Annotated in this window: 17 protein-coding genes; 6 read left to right on the top strand and 11 right to left on the bottom strand. The window is 69.6% G+C overall.

Annotated features, from left to right (window positions below; all coding sequences use genetic code 11):
• The first annotated feature begins 22 nt into the window (after window positions 1-22).
• Complete coding sequence (locus tag BLS95_RS44850; RefSeq protein ID WP_090945724.1) at window positions 23-691, top strand: TetR/AcrR family transcriptional regulator; 669 nt, start codon at window positions 23-25, stop codon at window positions 689-691.
• Window positions 688-1,368, top strand: a complete 681-nt coding sequence (locus BLS95_RS44845; RefSeq protein ID WP_090945723.1) for a DNA alkylation repair protein — start codon at window positions 688-690, stop codon at window positions 1,366-1,368. The genes BLS95_RS44850 and BLS95_RS44845 overlap by 4 nt, the downstream gene beginning before the upstream one ends.
• A gap of 7 nt (window positions 1,369-1,375) precedes the next feature.
• Here BLS95_RS44845 and BLS95_RS44840 read toward each other — a convergent pair whose 3' ends face one another.
• Window positions 1,376-2,227, bottom strand: a complete 852-nt coding sequence (locus tag BLS95_RS44840) for a LysR family transcriptional regulator (protein WP_090945722.1) — start codon at window positions 2,225-2,227, stop codon at window positions 1,376-1,378.
• 110 nt (window positions 2,228-2,337) lie between these two features.
• On the opposite strand from BLS95_RS44840, the gene metE reads away from it, so the two are divergent.
• Window positions 2,338-4,485, top strand: a complete 2,148-nt coding sequence (metE, locus tag BLS95_RS44835) for a 5-methyltetrahydropteroyltriglutamate--homocysteine S-methyltransferase (RefSeq protein ID WP_090945721.1) — start codon at window positions 2,338-2,340, stop codon at window positions 4,483-4,485.
• A 46-nt stretch (window positions 4,486-4,531) separates the two neighbouring features.
• On the opposite strand, the gene BLS95_RS44830 is transcribed toward metE, so the two are convergent.
• The 5 genes from BLS95_RS44830 to BLS95_RS44810 are packed head-to-tail and all read right to left on the bottom strand — an operon-like array spanning window position 4,532 to window position 9,397.
• Window positions 4,532-5,449, bottom strand: coding sequence for a carbohydrate ABC transporter permease (locus BLS95_RS44830; RefSeq protein WP_090945720.1), 918 nt, complete (start codon window positions 5,447-5,449; stop codon window positions 4,532-4,534).
• Window positions 5,449-6,360 carry a carbohydrate ABC transporter permease gene (locus BLS95_RS44825; protein WP_090945719.1) on the bottom strand — a complete coding sequence of 304 codons (912 nt, stop codon included), beginning with the start codon at window positions 6,358-6,360 and terminating at the stop codon, window positions 5,449-5,451. The genes BLS95_RS44830 and BLS95_RS44825 overlap by 1 nt, the downstream gene beginning before the upstream one ends.
• Entirely contained in the window at window positions 6,357-7,772 is a 1,416-nt protein-coding gene (ngcE, locus tag BLS95_RS44820; protein WP_090945718.1) for an N-acetylglucosamine/diacetylchitobiose ABC transporter substrate-binding protein, read from the bottom strand. Before ngcE ends, BLS95_RS44825 begins: the two co-directional genes overlap by 4 nt.
• A gap of 20 nt (window positions 7,773-7,792) precedes the next feature.
• Entirely contained in the window at window positions 7,793-8,527 is a 735-nt protein-coding gene (locus BLS95_RS44815; RefSeq protein ID WP_090945717.1) for a sugar isomerase domain-containing protein, read from the bottom strand.
• Entirely contained in the window at window positions 8,528-9,397 is an 870-nt protein-coding gene (locus BLS95_RS44810; protein ID WP_090945716.1) for a MurR/RpiR family transcriptional regulator, read from the bottom strand. It lies immediately after the preceding gene.
• A gap of 80 nt (window positions 9,398-9,477) precedes the next feature.
• Here BLS95_RS44810 and BLS95_RS44805 point away from each other — a divergent pair, with 80 nt between their 5' ends.
• Complete coding sequence (locus tag BLS95_RS44805; RefSeq protein ID WP_176993722.1) at window positions 9,478-10,449, top strand: N-acetylglucosamine kinase; 972 nt, start codon at window positions 9,478-9,480, stop codon at window positions 10,447-10,449.
• A gap of 24 nt (window positions 10,450-10,473) precedes the next feature.
• Here BLS95_RS44805 and BLS95_RS44800 read toward each other — a convergent pair whose 3' ends face one another.
• Window positions 10,474-10,782, bottom strand: coding sequence for a hypothetical protein (locus BLS95_RS44800; RefSeq protein WP_090945714.1), 309 nt, complete (start codon window positions 10,780-10,782; stop codon window positions 10,474-10,476).
• A gap of 110 nt (window positions 10,783-10,892) precedes the next feature.
• On the opposite strand from BLS95_RS44800, the gene BLS95_RS44795 reads away from it, so the two are divergent.
• Both BLS95_RS44795 and BLS95_RS44790 read left to right on the top strand, forming a co-directional pair.
• Window positions 10,893-11,369: a GntR family transcriptional regulator gene (locus BLS95_RS44795; RefSeq protein ID WP_245765674.1), complete on the top strand. Its 477-nt coding sequence runs from the start codon at window positions 10,893-10,895 to the stop codon at window positions 11,367-11,369.
• A 41-nt stretch (window positions 11,370-11,410) separates the two neighbouring features.
• Complete coding sequence (locus BLS95_RS44790; protein WP_090945788.1) at window positions 11,411-11,899, top strand: GntR family transcriptional regulator; 489 nt, start codon at window positions 11,411-11,413, stop codon at window positions 11,897-11,899.
• 30 nt (window positions 11,900-11,929) lie between these two features.
• Here BLS95_RS44790 and BLS95_RS44785 read toward each other — a convergent pair whose 3' ends face one another.
• Genes BLS95_RS44785 through BLS95_RS44770 form a run of 4 tightly spaced genes read right to left on the bottom strand, consistent with a single transcriptional unit; the run spans window position 11,930 to window position 16,297 of the window.
• The gene (locus BLS95_RS44785) at window positions 11,930-12,748 is read right to left on the bottom strand and encodes a carbohydrate ABC transporter permease (RefSeq protein ID WP_090945712.1); all 819 of its coding nucleotides are present in this window, start codon (window positions 12,746-12,748) and stop codon (window positions 11,930-11,932) included.
• Entirely contained in the window at window positions 12,745-13,629 is an 885-nt protein-coding gene (locus BLS95_RS44780) for a carbohydrate ABC transporter permease (RefSeq protein WP_090945711.1), read from the bottom strand. Before BLS95_RS44780 ends, BLS95_RS44785 begins: the two co-directional genes overlap by 4 nt.
• The gene (locus BLS95_RS44775; protein WP_090945710.1) at window positions 13,629-14,891 is read right to left on the bottom strand and encodes an extracellular solute-binding protein; all 1,263 of its coding nucleotides are present in this window, start codon (window positions 14,889-14,891) and stop codon (window positions 13,629-13,631) included. Before BLS95_RS44775 ends, BLS95_RS44780 begins: the two co-directional genes overlap by 1 nt.
• Before the next feature lie 56 nt (window positions 14,892-14,947).
• Window positions 14,948-16,297, bottom strand: a complete 1,350-nt coding sequence (locus tag BLS95_RS44770; RefSeq protein ID WP_090945709.1) for a cellulose binding domain-containing protein — start codon at window positions 16,295-16,297, stop codon at window positions 14,948-14,950.
• Window positions 16,298-16,324 lie beyond the last annotated feature (27 nt).

Genomic DNA, 16,324 nt, shown 5'->3' with positions numbered 1-16,324 from the left:
TCTGAGGGCTCATAATGGTGACGTGACCACCCGTAAGAACTCCGGCACCACGACCACTCCGGCCAAGCGCCAGCGCGCCAGCGTGTCAGGGCCGGCCTCCGAGCGCCGCGACCACCTTGTCAAACTCGCCGCGGAGCTCTTCGCCCGCAAGGGCTTCCAGGCGACGACAGTACGCGAGATCGCCGAGGAGGCGGGCATCCTCTCCGGGAGTCTCTACCACCACTTCGACTCCAAGGAGACGATCGTCGACGAGGTGCTGTCCACCTTCCTCGACGACCTCATCGCCCGCTACCGCGCCGCGGTCGACACCAGCACGGACGCCCGGGCGGTGCTGTCGGAGATGGTCCGCATCGGATTCGGCACGCTGGAGCCGCACCGCGCCGCGATCACGGTGATGCAGAACGACTGGAATTACCTGCGTCAGTTCGAGCGGTTCAACTACCTCGTCAAGGCCGAGGACGAGGTCGAGCAGATCTGGGTGGCGCAGATCAAGGCGGGCCAGGCGGCCGGGCTGTTCCGTTCCGACGTCGACCCCAAGCTGACCTACCGGATGATCCGCGACACCATCTGGGTGGCGGTGCGCTGGTTCCGGCCCGGGGGCAGGCTCAACACCACCGCGCTGGCCGAGCACTACATCACGGTGCTCTTCGACGGGATCGCCACCGGCGAGCGCACCACCCAGCAGGGATGAGTCTCGGCAAGGCCGTACGGCTGGCCCTGCAGGAGGCGGCCCAGCCCGACAAGGCGGAGGCGATGCGGGCGTACATGAAGTCCACCATGCCCTTCCTGGGAGCGCAGGCCGTGCCCCGGCGGGCGGCGCTGCGGCGGGTGTTCACCGAGCACCGGCTGGAGAGCGCGCCGGACTGGCGGAGGGCCGTGCTCTCGCTGTGGCGGGAGGCCGAGTTCCGCGAGGAGCGCTACGCCGCCATCGAGTTGTCCGGCTATCACCTCTACCGGGAATACCAGACCCTCTACACGGTGCCGATGTACGAGGAGATGATCGTCACGGGCGCCTGGTGGGATCTGGTGGACGAGCTGGCCACACACCGCGTCGGCGGGCTGCTGGCGACCTACCCCGACTCCATGCGGCCGCTCATGCTGGAGTGGGCGCACGACGACGACCTGTGGAAGCGGCGCACCTCGATCCTGTGCCAAAACCGCTTCAAGCGCCGCACCGACACCGCCCTGCTGTACGCGTGCATCGAGCCGAGCCTGTCGGACAACGACTTCTTCGCGCGCAAGGCGATCGGCTGGGCCTTACGCGAATACGCCAAGACCAACCCGGGCGAGGTCCTGCGTTACGTCAAGGCGAAGGGCATCACGGGGCTGAGCCGGCGCGAGGCGCTGAAGAACCTGCCCGCCACCTGAGGCCCGTTCACCTGGTCCACAAGGCATCCTGGACGGCCTGGACCAGGGCCATCAGCTCCGGGGTCACGCGCTCCTTCGACCAGGCCAGCGCGTAGGTGATGCGCAGGCCGTCCGCCTCCAGCGGCACGAAGCGCACGTCGTCCCTTCTGATCGACCTGGCCAGGAGCTGCGGGATCGGCAGCAGGCCCGCGCCCGCCGCCACCAGGTCGAGGGCCGCGGCGAAGTCGTCGTCGGCCACCATGCGCGAGCGCCCCGGCAGGCCCGGCCACGGCAGGGTGCCCGGCGTGAGCAACACCTGGCCGCCCAGCTCGGCCGCGGTGACCCGGGGCCGGGCCTGCAACCGGTGCCCGGCCGGGACCGCCAGATGATCGACGACGACGTGGAACCTGGCCCCCGTGACGAACCTCGTGACGAACGCCGTGGGCGCCGGAACGGCCAGGATCGCGGCCGAGACCTCGCCGTCCGCCAGCGCCCTGGCCGCCTCCGCGCGGCCCGCCACTCGCAGCTCCACGCCGACGGCCGGGTTGCGGCCCGCCAGCCGCCTGACGATCCGCGCCGCGAGCGTGCCGACCAGTGGTGGATAAGCAAGGTGAATGATCGGCATCGCCAGCCGGGCGGCCTCGGCGGTGAACGCCCCGGCCGCCTCGATCGCCTGCTCCGCGTACGGCAGCAGCGCCTTGCCCTCCGCCGTGAGCCGCACCTCATGGGCGGTGCGCTGGAACAACCTGACCCCGGTGGCGCGTTCGAGCCGGGTGATGGCCTGGCTCATGGCGGGCTGCGACATGCCCAGGTCGGCGGCGGCCGCGGAGAAGCTGAGCCGCGCCGCGACCCTGGTGAAACAGTGGATCTCCCGGAGCATAAGCAACACCAATACATAGTGCACGATTCGCGCCGCGCTCGGCAGGATGCCGGAGATCCGACCGGATCACCGGGTGGCGGGCCACGCCACGATGCGAAGGAGTCGAGAGCATGTCCCCATTTCCCACGTCCACCGTGCTCGGGTATCCGCGGATCGGGCCGCGGCGGGAGCTGAAGCGGGCGCTGGAGTCGTACTGGGAGGGGCGGTCGAGCCGGGCCGAGCTGGAGCGGGTGGGCGCCGAGATCAGGGCGAGGACCTGGCGCCGGCTGGCCGAGCTGGGGCTGGCGGGGTTGCCGTCGAACACGTTCTCGCTCTATGACCAGGTGCTCGACACGGCGGTGCTGCTCGGCGCGGTGCCCGCGCGCTATCGCGAGGCGGAGGACCCCTATTTCGCCATGGCCCGGGGCACCGAGGGGCTGGCGCCGCTGCGGATGACGAAGTGGTTCGACACCAACTACCACTACCTCGTGCCGGAGATCGGGCCGGAGACGGAGTTCGAGCTGGACCCGGCCAAGCCGCTCGGCGAGGTGCGGGAGGCGCGGGCGCTGGGGTTCGAGACGCGGCCCGTGGTGCTCGGGCCGGTGACGTTCCTGCTGCTGGCGGGGGCCCTGGAGCGGCTCGACGAGGTGCTGGGCCTCTATGAGGAGCTGCTGTCGGTGCTGGCCGCCGAGGGGGTCGAGTGGGTGCAGCTCGACGAGCCCGCGCTGGTCCGCGACCGGACCGCCGAGGAGCTGGCCGCGGTCGCGACCGCCTACGAGCGGCTGGGGGCGGCCGGCTCGCGGCCCGCGCTGTTCGTGGCCTCCTATTTCGGGGACCTCGGCGAGTCGCTGCCGGTGCTGGCCGGCACGCCGGTGGAGGCCATCGGGGTGGACCTGGTGCGGGGCGGCGTGCCCGAGGCCGACCTGACAGGGAAGACCGTGGTGGCGGGCGTGGTGTCGGGGCGCGACGTGTGGCGGACCCAGCCCGAGCGGGCGCTGGCCGCGCTCGGCGCGGTCCGGGCCTCCCACGTGGTGGTGAGCACGTCCTGCTCGTTGCTGCACGTGCCCTACGACGTGGCGGCCGAGGACTCGCTCGACCCGGCGCTGAAGGCGCGGCTGGCCTTCGCCGAGCAGAAGGTGGCCGAGGTGGTGGCGCTGTCCCAGGCCGCCTTCCGGGGCACGCCACCGGCCGCGCCCTCGGTGGCGTTGCCGGGGCCGGTGCCGGCGGAGGAGCGCAGCCCGTACGCGCTGCGCGCCGCCGCCCAGGCCGGGCACCTGCGGCTGCCCCCGTTGCCGATCACCACGATCGGGTCGTTCCCGCAGACCGGCGAGCTGCGCGCGGCGCGGGCCGCCCTGACCGCGGGCACGCTGTCGCGGGAGGACTACGAGCGGCGGGTCGAGGCCGAGATCGAGCGGGTCATCCGGGTGCAGGAACGGCTCGGGCTCGACGTCCTGGTGCACGGGGAGCCCGAGCGCAACGACATGGTGCAGTATTTCGCCGAGCACCTCGACGGCTTCGCGGTCACCCGGCACGGGTGGGTCCAGTCGTACGGGTCGCGCTGCACCCGCCCGCCGATCCTGCACGGCGACGTCAGCCGGCCCGCGCCGATCACCGTGCGATGGTCCACATATGCGCAGTCGCTCACCGGCAAGCCGGTCAAGGGCATGCTCACCGGGCCCGTGACCATCGTGGCCTGGTCGTTCGTCCGGGACGACCTGCCGCTGCGGGAGGTCGTGTTCCAGGTGGCGGACGCCGTCAGGGACGAGGTGCGGGACCTGGAGGCCGCCGGGATCTCGATCATCCAGGTGGACGAGCCGGCCTTGCGCGAGCTGCTGCCGCTGCGGCGAAGCGCGCAGGCGGACTACCTGGAGTGGGCGGTGGCGGCCTACCGCCGGGCCACCTCGGGGGCCGGTGACCGGACGCAGATCCATACCCACCTGTGCTATTCGGACGCCGACGAGATCCTGGCGGCCATCGACGGCCTGGACGCCGACGTCACCACGATCGAGTCCGCCCGGTCGGGGGCGCGGATCCTGGGGGCGGTGGAGGCGTTCGGGCGGGGGCTCGGGCCGGGGGTGTACGACATCCACTCACCCCGGGTGCCCGGAGCCGGGGAGGTCGAGGAGTTGCTGCGCCGGACGCTGCGGGTGCTGCCGGTGGAGCGGGTCTGGGTCAACCCGGACTGCGGGCTGAAGACGCGGACGTACGAGCAGGTGGAGGCGTCGATGGCGAACGTGGTCGCGGCGACGCGGCGGCTGCGCGCGGAGCTGCCCGCCTGACATGCCCGGGGAGCGCCGGGCGCGTACGGCGCTCCCCGGGTGACGGCTACTTCAGGGCGCCGGACGTGAGGCCCGACTGGATCTGGCGCTGGAAGAGCGTGTAGACGACCAGCATCGGCAGGATGGCGATGGTCAGGGCGGCGAAGAGGGCCGACCAGTCCTGGTCGTATCCGGCGGCGGTGGAGACGTCGGAGATGCCCTGGGTGAGCACCCACTTGTCCCGCTCCTGCAGCAGCACCAGCGGGAGCTGGTACTGGTTCCACTGCCCGAGGATGTTGAAGATCGTGATGCTGATGATGCCCGGCCGGGCCATCGGCAGCATGATCTGGAAGAAGACCCGCGTGTGCGAGGCCCCGTCCACCATGGCCGCCTCCCCCACGGCCGTCGGCAGCGTACGGAAGAAGGCCGACAGGAAGAACACGGTGAACGGCATCGAGTACGCGATGTAGACCAGCACGATCCCGGCATGCGTGTTCAACCCGATGAAGGGCCCGATGACCGGCAGGTTGCCCAGGTTCTGCACCACGAAGAACAGCGGCGTCAGGGCCAGGTAGACCGGGAACGCCAGCCCGGACACGAACAGCAGGTAGATCGCCCGGTTGCCGCGGAACGGGTAACGCGCCAGCACGTACGCCGCCATGGACCCGACGAGCATGGTCCCGAACGTGCTGAACGCCACGACGATGACGCTGTTGAGCATGTACTGGCCGATGTGCGCCTGCTCCCAGGCCCTGGCGAAGTTGTCCCAGCGCAGCGTGGCGGGCAGCGACCAGGCGTCACCGAAGATCTCGTCCTCGCTCTTCACCGAGGCCAGGAACGTCCACAGGATCGGCACCATGACCAGCAGCGTCCAGATCAGCAGCGCGACGTGCGTGAGCACCCCGAGCGGGCCGAGCCGCCGCCTGCGTTCCTCGCGGGCGAGCCGCCGCGAGTTCGCCGCCGTCCACGACGTCACAGTTGTCATCAGTACTCGATTCGTTCACGCCGTGACAGGCGCAGGGACAGGATCGCGAAGCCGACGGTGAAGACGAACATGACCACGCCCAGCGCGGAGGCGTAGCCGAAGCGGGAGTACTGGAAGGCGTTGCGGTAGATCTCCGCCGCCATCACGGTCGTCGACCAGTCGGGCCCGCCGTGCTGGTCGGTCATCACCCACACGATCGCGAACACGTCGAGCGCCAGGATGCCCAGGTAGACCCAGGCCACCTGGACGGTGTCCCAGAGCAGCGGCAGCGTGACGCGGAAGAACAGGCTCATCCGGCCGGCCCCGTCGATCTGCGCCGCCTCGAACATGTCCCGCGGGATGGAGGCCAGCCCTGCCGAGAACAGCACCACGTAGAAGCCGACCGCCTGCCACACCATGACGCCCAGCACCGACCAGAACGCCACCTGGGGATCGGACAGGAAGCCGATCGGCGAGACCCCGAGCGCCATCAGGGGGCCGTTCAGCATGCCGCTGCCATCCGGCCGGAACACCTGCTGGAACAGCACCGCCACCACCGCGACGGCCAGGACCTGCGGGAAGAAGAACACCACGCGGTAGATCTTCGACCCGCGGATGCCGGTCACGCCCTGCGCGCCGCCCACATTGAGGAGGAAGGCGAAGAACAGGGCGATGACGATCGTGATCAGCGGCAGCAGCACGAGCAGCAGGACGTTGTGGGTGACGGCCTTCCAGAACGTCTCGTCGCCGAACAGCCGCACGAAGTTGTCCAGGCCGATGAAGGTGGGCGTGGCCGTCACGCCGCGCCAGTCCGTCATCGCGATGTAGAACGCCTGTAGGTAGGGCGAGATCACGTAGACCAGATAGAGCATCACCGGGGCTGCCAGGAACGAGATGATGAACAGCCCGCGGCGATACCTGTTGAAGATCATGAACGCTGATACTTCTTGATCGAGGAGTCGTTCTTGATCTCGTCGGCCTTCTTCTGCATGCGCTCCAGATACTTGTCCGGGCTGAGGCGGCCGGCCATCAGCTCGCCGGTGGCGGCGACGCCCTCGTCCTTGAGCGGGCCGTACCAGTTGTTCCAGCGGTAGTAGACGACGTTGGCGCCCGCCTCGGTGATCGCCTTGGAGGCGCTCTCGACGCCCGGCGAGTTCTTGCGGCCCTCGCTCGCGCCCTTGACCACGGTCAGCGTACGTACGAGCTCGCTGAAGTCGCCGGCCGCCTTCTTCGACAGCATGGCCCGCAGGTATTCCATGCCGGCCTGCGGGTTGGGGCTCTTGGCGGAGACGATGAAGTTCTCGCCCGGCTGGGTGTGCAGGGTGCCGTACGGCAGCTTGTCCGAGCCGGTGACGTCGGGGATGGGGAACATGCCGTACTCGAAGTCGGCCGGGGTGGTGGACTTCTGCTCGTTCTCCAGCCAGGAGCCGGAGGGCAGCATGGCCACGCGGTACTTGTTCTGGGCGGTCTGGGTCTGGATGTGGTCGAGGCCGGTGGTGCCCTGCATGAGATATTTGGCGCCCACCTCGGCCCAGGCGGTGGCGGCGGTCTTCATGGGCTCGGCGGTCCAGGCGCCGTCCTCGAGGTTGTCGATGTTGACGAGCACCTCGTTGCCGCCGATCTTGGCGGCCATGGTCAGCAGCGGCTCATACAGATATTGCGGGAATTTTCCGGCATAGGTGAAAGGTGCCATCTTGCCGGACTTCTTGATCGTCTCGCAGAGGGCCAGGAACTCGTCCCAGGTCTTCGGGATCTGCCATTGGTTGTCCCGGAATGCCTTCTGCGAATACCAGATGCCGTGGATGTAGTTGACGTAGCCGAGCACGGAGAACTTGCCGTCGTAGGTGCCGATGTCGATGACCGACTGGTCGATGGTGTCCCTGACCTTGGTGTTCGGGTCGTCCCACGAGGGCGCGTCGAGCAGCGCGGTGAGGTCCTGCAGCTGGCTGTCCTGGGCCAGCGCGCCGAAGTCCATGAAGTTGGCGCCGGAGTTGTCGATCACCTCGGGCGGGTTGCCGCCGGCGAAGCGCGGCTGGAGGACCTTCGTGATCTCCTTGGTCGAGTTGTGCTTGATCTCGACGTTCGGATATTTGCTCTTGAACAGCGGCTGGTGGATGCCGGTGGCATAGTCCTGGCCGAAGCCGCCGTCGAAGATCCAGACCTCCAGCGGCTTGTCGGCGGGAACGCCGAGCGGGTTCGCCGCGCTGGTCGCGACCGGCGCGGACGACGACGTGGCCGCGGGCGGGGCCGCCGGTGTGGCACACGCGGCCAGCGCCCCTGCCACGGGCACGAGGGCGGCGCCGCGAAGGAGTTCGCGCCTACTGATATGGGGGGTGTGAGGCATGATGACTTACTCCTGACTATTTATGAACCGCGTCTGATGCGTCCTGCGTAGCGGCTCTCCAGTGCCTTGTTGTGGTCGTCGCCGCCGGTCACGTTGGCCGACAGGTAGATGGGGGGTGTCTCGCCCAGGGCCACCAGCTCCTCCACCGCCCGCGTGACCACCATCTGCGCGAGCAGCGCCGAGGTGATCGTGGACACCGCGCCGTAGGTGCCGCCGCCGGGCAGGTCGAGGATGGCGTCCCCGTAGGGCGCGCCGTTGTCCAGCACCACGTCCGCCAGGTCGAGCAGCTTGGCGCCCGACGGGTGGCGGGAGGTCATCCGCGTGCTGTGCTTGACGGAGGTCAGGGCGATCAGCGGGTGGCCGCGTTCCTTGACGATCGTGGCCAGCTCGACGACCGCGCCGTTGACGCCCGAGCTGGAGATCAGTACGAACACGTCCTGCGGCGCGACCGGGGCCAGCTCGTAGATCCGGTGCGCGACCGCCGGATCCCGCTCCAGCTCAGGGGTCAGCACGCTGGGCGGCTGGCCACCGTACAGCACCAGGTCCCTGGGAGTGAGGCGGTTGCTGGGGACCAGGCCGCCGGCCCGGCCGGCGATCTCCATGGCGATGGCCTCGGAATGACCCGAGCCGAACGCGTTGACCACGCCGTCCGCCCTGATCGAGGCCACCAGCAGCGCGGCCGCCGCGCGTACCGGCTCGGCCTGGCTCTCCGCGACCTGATGGGCCAGGTCGAGCACCTTGGATGCGTAGCTCATTCAGCCTCTCTCCACGCGGTGGCTCTCCACAGCGCTGATCGTGCGTTCGAACGCCTCGTTGGTGCGCTCGTAAGTGCGTTGCGCGACCGCCACGTAGACGGCGTCCAGCACGAAGAGCTGCGAGTGCACGGCGGCCAGCCCGCCGAGCCGGAACGTGGTCTCCCTGCTGGCGGTGGTCAGCACCAGCTCGGCCAGCTCGGCCAGCGGCGAGCGGGCGAAGGAGGTGACGGCGACCGTCAGTGCCCCGTGGCTGCCCGCCTCCGCCAGCGACTCCATGACCTCGCGGGTGCGGCCGCGATGGCTGATGCCGATGGCCACGTCGCCCGTCTTGAGCAGTGCCGCCTCCGACAGGGCCACGTGCGCGTCACCCGCGCTCCACCCCGGGATGCCGATCCGGCGCAGCCGGCCCTCCAGCATGGTCGCCACGTTACCGCTGGTGGAGACGCCGACGAGGAGTACACGCGGGGCCGCCACGATCGCGTCGGCGACCCTGGCGACCACGTCGAGGTCGAGTTGGGCGGCGGTGTCCTGGATGAGCCTGGTGTCGGCGGCGGCCATCACCTCGATGGCCGCGTCCAGCGGGTCGTCGGGGCCGATCTCGTGGCCGACGCCCGCGCCCCAGCCGGCCTGCGCCGCCCTGCCGGTCTCCGTGGCGAGCGCGACACGCAGCTCCGCGTAGCCGGAGAAGCCGAACGCCCGGCAGAACCTGGTCACGGTGGCGGGCGAGCTGCCCGCCCGCTCGGCCAGCGCGATGATGGTCGACCGCGCGGCCTCGGCCGGGTCTCCGAGAATGACCTCGCCGACCCTGCGCAACGCCTCCGGCAAACCGGGTAGTTCCGTCTCTACACGTCCGAGAGCTCCTGAAGTCACGAATATTCCTTCCGAATACCCGGTCTTCCCGCGAAAATTATTCTTGCTTCAGGGTCCCGTCAACCCCCAGACTCGTTTCCGTGACGGAATCGCTAGTGGTCGGCGTCGATGCCGGGGCCACCTCCACGCGGGTGGCCGTGCACACGCTCGGCGGCGCTCGCGTCGGCTACGCGATCGCCGGGCCGGGCAATCCGACCGCGCACGGGCTGACCGCGGCGGTGGCGGCGGTCGCCGACGCGCTGCGCGAGGCGCTCGGCTCCCTGGCCGGGGCCCGGGTGGTCTCCTCGCTGGCCGGAGTGGCCGGGCACGTGGAGGAGATGGTGCCCGAGCTGACGACGGTCTGGGCCGAGCACGGGATCGCCCGCGGGCCGCGCTACCTGGGTGACGTGCAGATCGCCTACGCCGCCGGGTCCTCCGAGCCCGACGGCGCCCTGCTGCTGTCCGGCACGGGCGCCGTCGCCGCCCGGATCGTGGACTTCGACCTCGACGCGCTCGCGGACGGGCTGGGCTGGCTCCTCGGCGACGCGGGTTCGGGCTTCTGGATCGGCCGCGAGGCCGCCAAGGCCGTGGTGCACGCCCTGGACCGGGGCCTGCCGGTCGAGGCCCTGCTCCCCGAGGGCGAAGGGGGAGAGCTGGTCCGGCTCGTCGGCGGGCACTTCCTGGGCGCGGAGCGGCGGGCCACGCCGCGTGCCGCCGCCGATCGCATCGTCCGGCTGGCGCAGGCCGACCACATGCGGCTGGCCGCGCTGTCCTCGCTGGTCAGCCGGGCGGCGGAGGCGGGCGATCCGCTGGCCGTCGAGATCGTCCAGGAGGCGGCCGGCCATCTGGTGACCACGCTCCGGCGGGTGCACGCCGCCGGCCCGGTGGTGCTCGCCGGCAGCGTGCTGACCAGCGAAGGGCCGGTGCGGGCGGCCGTGATGCGGCTGCTGGCGGGCGAGACGGTCACGACGGCGCGCGACGCGGCGGGCGCGGCGGCCTGGCTGGCGGCCCGCGAGCTCCTGCCCGCCGCCGAAGCGAGGGCCCGGCACGCCGCCTTCACGACCGGCTCCTGACGGAGCACGCCGCGTACGCCCTGGTTATCGGTGGCCCGCGAACAGCAGGTTGGCCCACACGATCATCGTTTGAGCGCGCCTGCCGCGTGCGGTCTCGTCGACCACGGTTTCACCATCGACTATGCGGGTCCGCCGGATGAAGTATTCACCCCCTATCTGGCACAACTCGTAGTACGTCGGCTGGCAGCTGCACGTGTAGTCACGGACCCGGGCACGATCCCCGTGCGGCCGTAGTGGCTCCCATCTCAACGGTGGGTAGTCGGGGTTCGGCTCCGGCACGTGGATCGAGTGAAACCGGTCGTCGTCCTCCGGCGGCGAGTCTGGTTCTGTCATGAGGAAACCATACGTCTAGTCGTTGTCCCTTGTCTGCTTGAGTAGGGCGCTCTGCCTATATAGACAGAACGATATGAGAGCACTTGCCCGCCTTGGCCTATGTTGCTCACGTGCTCGATTACGAAGGTGACACCCACGTCTACCTCCAGATCGCCGACATCCTGCGGCGGCGGGTCTCGGGGCTCTCCGCCGGACACCCGGTGCCGAGCGAGGCCGAAATCCAGCAGGAGTTCGGGGTCGCCAGAACCACGGCCAGGCGGGCGGTCCGCGTCCTCAGGGAGGAAGGGCTCGTCTACACCGTTCAAGGAGAAGGGGCCTTTGTCGGTCCATCGACGGAAGCGCCTCGCCAGAGGCGGAAAACACCGCTCTACCAGCAAATTGCGACAGACATCAGCAATCAGATCCAATCAGGAAAGCTGCTCCCGCGACGCCCGATACCGGGCGAGACGGCGCTGGTGAAGCAGCACGGGGTCGCACGGGAAACAGTGCGGCGGGCCATGGCTCTGCTCAGGGAGCAGGGGTGGATCTACACCGTGGCCCAGCGCGGCAGTTACGTCTCTCCGCGGGAGTCGTGGCCCGAATCTTGAGTTTGCCTGACTGCTTGTATCGACACGTCTACGCTATGAGCATGCTCGACCGTGACGGGCCCGTCCCGATTTACGTGCAAGTCGCCGACGAGATCCAGGATCGGATCACCAGCGGGGAGTTGCGGCCCGGCGAACCCGTACCGAGCGAGGCAGAGCTGGAGGCGGAGTACACGATCGCGCGCACCACCGCGCGCAACGTGGCACGGGAGCTTCGCCGACGTGGGCTCGCCCATACCGTTCAAGGGGAAGGCACCTTCGTCGGGCCTCTCGGTGTGCCACGGGCGAAGCCGACGAGGGCGATCTATGTGATCATCGCCAATGACCTCGCCGCTCGGATCAGACGCGGCGAGCTCCGGCCGAACCGGGCGATACCCAGCGAGCAGGCGTTGATGCGGCAGTACGGAGTCGCCAGGGTCACGGCACGGCAGGCCGTTTCCCGCCTGCGGGAACAGCGGTGGGTCGTGACAGTGGCGCGACGTGGCACCTACGTGGCCGATCCAGCGGGATGGCCCGAGGAACCACCCGCCTGAATCGCAGCCGCCCGCTCTCGGCAGGGACCGTCAGCCCTTGACCGCCCCCGCCGTCATGCCCGTGCCCACGTGGCGCTGCAGGAAGAGGAAGAGCAGCAGCGCGGGCAGGGCGAACAGGCTGGCGGCGGCCATCGTGGCGCCCCAGTCCGTGCCGAACACGTCCCTGAACGACGACAACCACACCGGCAACGTCCTGAGCGACTGGTCCTTGATGATCAGTACGTTCACGAACGCGAACTCGTTCCACGCCGTGATGAACCCGAACATCGAGGTCGCCATCAGCCCGGGCGCCAGCAGCGGGAACGCCACCCTCCGGAACGCCGCCAGCCGGCCGCACCCGTCCACCAGCGCCGCCTCCTCCAGCTCCGGCGGGATCGCCGCCAGAAACCCGCGCAGCGTGACGATCGTGAACGGCAACGTGATCATGAAGTAGACGCCGGTCAGCATGGCCAGCGAGTCCAGCAGGTCGGTGTCCCTGGCGATGATGAACACCGGCACCAGCAGCGCCTCCCACGGCGCCATCTGCGCCGCGAACACCGCCACCACGAACGGCCCCCGCCCCCGCCAGCGCATCCTGGCCACCGCGAACGCCGCTAGCAGCGCCACCACCAGCGCGAACAGCACCGCGGCCGCCGTGACCAGGAGGCTGTTGCGCCAGTAGATCCAGAAGTTCGGCGCACTGATCGCGGTGGCGAAGTGGTCGAGGGTGGGATGGGAGGGCCAGAAGGTCGGCGTCTCCGACTGGATGTCCCTGGTCGGCTTGAACGCCGTCAGGAACATCCAGTAGACCGGGAAGATCGTGACCACCAGTACGGCCACCGCGGCCGCGTTGAGCGTGAGCCTCTTCATGAGCGCACCATTCGACGCAGGTTGTTGACCAGGGCGACGGCGAGGATGACGACCGTGAGCATGGCGACCGCCGAGCCCAGGTCATAGCGGTGCAGCACCCGGGCGATCTTGAAGGCGTAGATCGGCAGGGTGGTGGTGGCGTCGTCCGGGCCGCCCTGGCTGAGCACCCAGATCTGCGGGAAGCACTTGGCCACCCAGATCACCTCCAGCACGGCGACCAGGGCGAAGAGCTGGCGCAGCATCGGCACGGTGACCTTCCAGAAGACCTGCCGGCCGGTGCCGCCGTCGATCCTGGCCGACTCGTACAGCTCGATCGGGATCGTGGTCAGCCCGGCGTAGAGGGTGAGAGCGGCGAACGGCACCGACTGCCACACCACCAGCACCACGAGCACGGCGAACGTGGCCGTGCCGTCGGCGAACCAGGTGTAGCCCTGGAAGGAGTCGAAGCCGAGGGTCACCAGCAGCCAGTTGACCACGCCCAGCTCCGACTGGAACAACCACTGGAACACCGTGGTCGCCGCGATGATAGGGGTGGCCCAGGCCAGGGCCAGCGCGCTCATGAGGGTCAGGCGCAGGCCTCGGCGCAGGCGTACGAGCATGAGGGCGACGCCGGTGGACAGCACCACGATGAGCACCACGTTGGTCGCGGTCCACACCAGCGTGCGCAGCAGCACCTGCCAGAACTGCGCTCCGGACAGGAGCTCGACGTAGTTGTCCAGGCCGGCGAAGGCCGCGCCGCCCCGGATCAGCTCGCCCATGCGGAAGTGCTGGAACGAGATCACCGCCGCCTTGAGCAGCGGATAGAGCAGGAGGAAGGCCCCGCCCGCCACCGCGGGCGCGATGAGCAGGTAGGGCCAGAACGCGCGGTGCCCAGCCCGCATCAGGATCCGCTGTTCAGCGTCGTGGTGATCGACTCCGACGTCTTCCGCGCCTCCGCCGCCGGGTCGGCTCCGGTGAGGACGGCGGTCATGTACTGCTTGATCACGGAGGTGGCCTCGACGGCGGCCCAGTTGGGGGTGTTCGGGGTGGCGCGGCCGTGGGCGGCGCCGACGGCCATGGCGGCGGTGCCCTCGTCGCCGGACAGCACGCCGGCCAGCCCTGTACGGTTCGGTACGAAGCTCATCGCCTTGGCCAGCTCGGTCTGGAACTTCTCCCCCGCCAGGGCCTTGACCAGCTCGTACGCCTCCTCCTGGCGCTGCGAGGCGGCCGGGATGATCAGGTCGGAGCCGCCGGTGAACACGGTGCCCGGCTTGTCGGCCGTCTTGCCGGGGATGGGGAAGAAGCCCATCTTGTCCTTCAGCGTGCCGTCAACCTCCAGGACCCGGGCCGCGACGCCCGGCACGGCGATGATCTGCCCGACCTTGCCCTGCGCGAACACCTCGTGCTGGGGCGGGGTGGCCTCGTCGGCGTCCTTGGGGCCCTTGCCGAGGGCCTGAAGGCGCTTGTAGAAGTCCATGCCGGCCAGGGCCTGCGGGGTGTCGAGGGCGCCCCGCCACTTGCCGCCCTCCTGGACCGCCAGGTCGCCGCCCTCGTCCCAGACGAAGCCCGCCAGGGCGTACCAGGTCTGGCCGGCCAGGTAGATGCCCTGGTTTCCGTCTTTATTTAGTTTTGTCGTGATATCTAGCCATTCGTCACGGGTTTTCGGGGGCTCCTTGATGCCGGCCTTGGCGAACAGGTCCTTGTTGTAGACGACCACGCGGTTGGCGGCGTACCACGGGATTCCGTACTGCTTGCCGTCGATGTTGCCCGGCTGGGCCAGGCCGGGCAGCCAGTCGGCGCCGTTCAGCTCGCCGATCCTGGCGGTCAGGTCCGTCACGCCGCCGCTGGCCGCGTACTGGGCGACCTGGGTGTTGCCCACCTCGATCACGTCGGGCGCGTCGGTGCTGGCCAGGGCGGCGGTGACCCGCTCGCCGATGCCGTCCCACGCCTGGACCTGGAGGTCGAGGTCCACGCCCTGGTGGGCGGTCTCGTACTCGGTCTCGAACTTCTTCAGCAGGTCCTGGGTGACGCTGCCGTCCATGATCCAGACGGTCAGCTTCGCGGGGGCGCCGCTCGCCTGCGCCGACCCGGGCGCCGGCTCGCCGCCGGTGCCGCACGCGCCGAGCGCGAACACGGCCACCAGGGCCAGGATGCGGTTCTTCATGGCGTTCCTCGGGTTGTGGGGGGTGCCTGCGCCCGCAGGACGGGCGCAGGGGCTTGTCACGGGTTGGGGACGGTGTCCCTGAAGGCGGTGCCGGCCGAGCGCAGGGCCGCGACCCTGCTCTGCACGTCGGCGGGCGAGACGACCTCGTTCTTGCTGTGGTAGATCCAGTCGACCTGCTGCCGGTACGTACGCGTCCCGGTGGCCCCCTGAAGATCGATGAACCACTGGTTGAACATGATCCACATCGGCGTCTCGGGATAGTAGATGTCACCGTGGTCGGCGAACAGGCGGCCGTCCACGTAGTACTTCATCCGGCCGCCGGACACCTGGATGACCAGGTCGTGCCAGCCGGCGAAGCTCACGCGCTCGGCGGTGTGGGTGTTGACGGCCTGCCAGGGCTCGCCCTGGTAGGTCTCCCAGCTGGTGGCGTAGAGGATGTTGGACGGCTCGCCCCAGCCGCCGTTGGGCAGATACTCGAAGTCGAGCTCGCCGTAGTCGGGGTCCAGGTTGTAGCGCAGCGGGGTGATGGTGAAGAACGTCTGCACCACGTGCTCGCCGTCGGGACCGCTGGTCGGCGCGTCGCTGAAGCGCACGCGGGCGGCGTAGGTGCCCTCCTGGAACTTGCGGTTGGTGGTGGACAGCTCGGTCTGTACGGTGCCGCCCGCCGTGCCGTTCGTGGAGGAGTCGAGGGTCAGCAGGCCGCCGGGGAACGAGACGGCCGACGGCGACCAGGTCGCGCCCGGCACACCCGGCCCGCCCGAGCTGCCGCGTACCGTCCAGCCGTGCTGGGCCAGCAGCGGGTCGGCGGAGCTCGTGTACGTGAAGTCGTCGAACAGCACGCCCCCAGGTCCCGGCGGGGTGACCGTGACGGTCGGGGTGGGCTCGCTGCCCGTCGGGGTGCCCCAGGCGAGCTGGCCGTTCACGTAGACGGTGATCTTGTTCCAGTTGCCGTAGGCGGTCTGGGGACCGTAGGAGTAGTCGTCGCTCTGCTGGAACGTCTGCCAGTCCGCGCGGTAGAAGCGCAGCTGCAGGTCTCCGGTGTTCGAGCCGGGGGCCAGGGTGCCGGAGGTGAAGCCGACCTCCAGGTACTGGTCGGTGCCCGCCTGGCGGACGAACTGCCCGGTCACCGTCGAACAGCCCACCACCGCCCAGGAGCAGGCGAAGCGGTAGGTCTCCGCGCCCTTGAGGTAGTAGCGGATCTTGACCTGGTTGAGCGGGATCGTGGTGGTGCCGTCGTTGAAGAGCTGGAGCCAGGGTTCGGCCTGGGCCGTGGTGGCGCCGGGGGAGCTGGTGCGGTACTGGAGGCGTACGGACTGGGCGGCGTCGGCGGGGATGACCAGGGCGACGACCGTGAGGACGGCGGTGATGGCTAAGGAGAGCAGGATCTTTCCGAAATTTCGGGACATGGGTGGGGTTCTCCTTGGTTCTGCGGC

The sequence above is a fragment of the Nonomuraea jiangxiensis genome, assembly GCF_900099965.1.
In the GTDB taxonomy this organism is placed as follows: domain Bacteria; phylum Actinomycetota; class Actinomycetes; order Streptosporangiales; family Streptosporangiaceae; genus Nonomuraea; species Nonomuraea jiangxiensis.
Note: the sequence above shows the minus strand (reverse complement) of the source record. Positions and strands in the feature narration are given on the sequence as shown.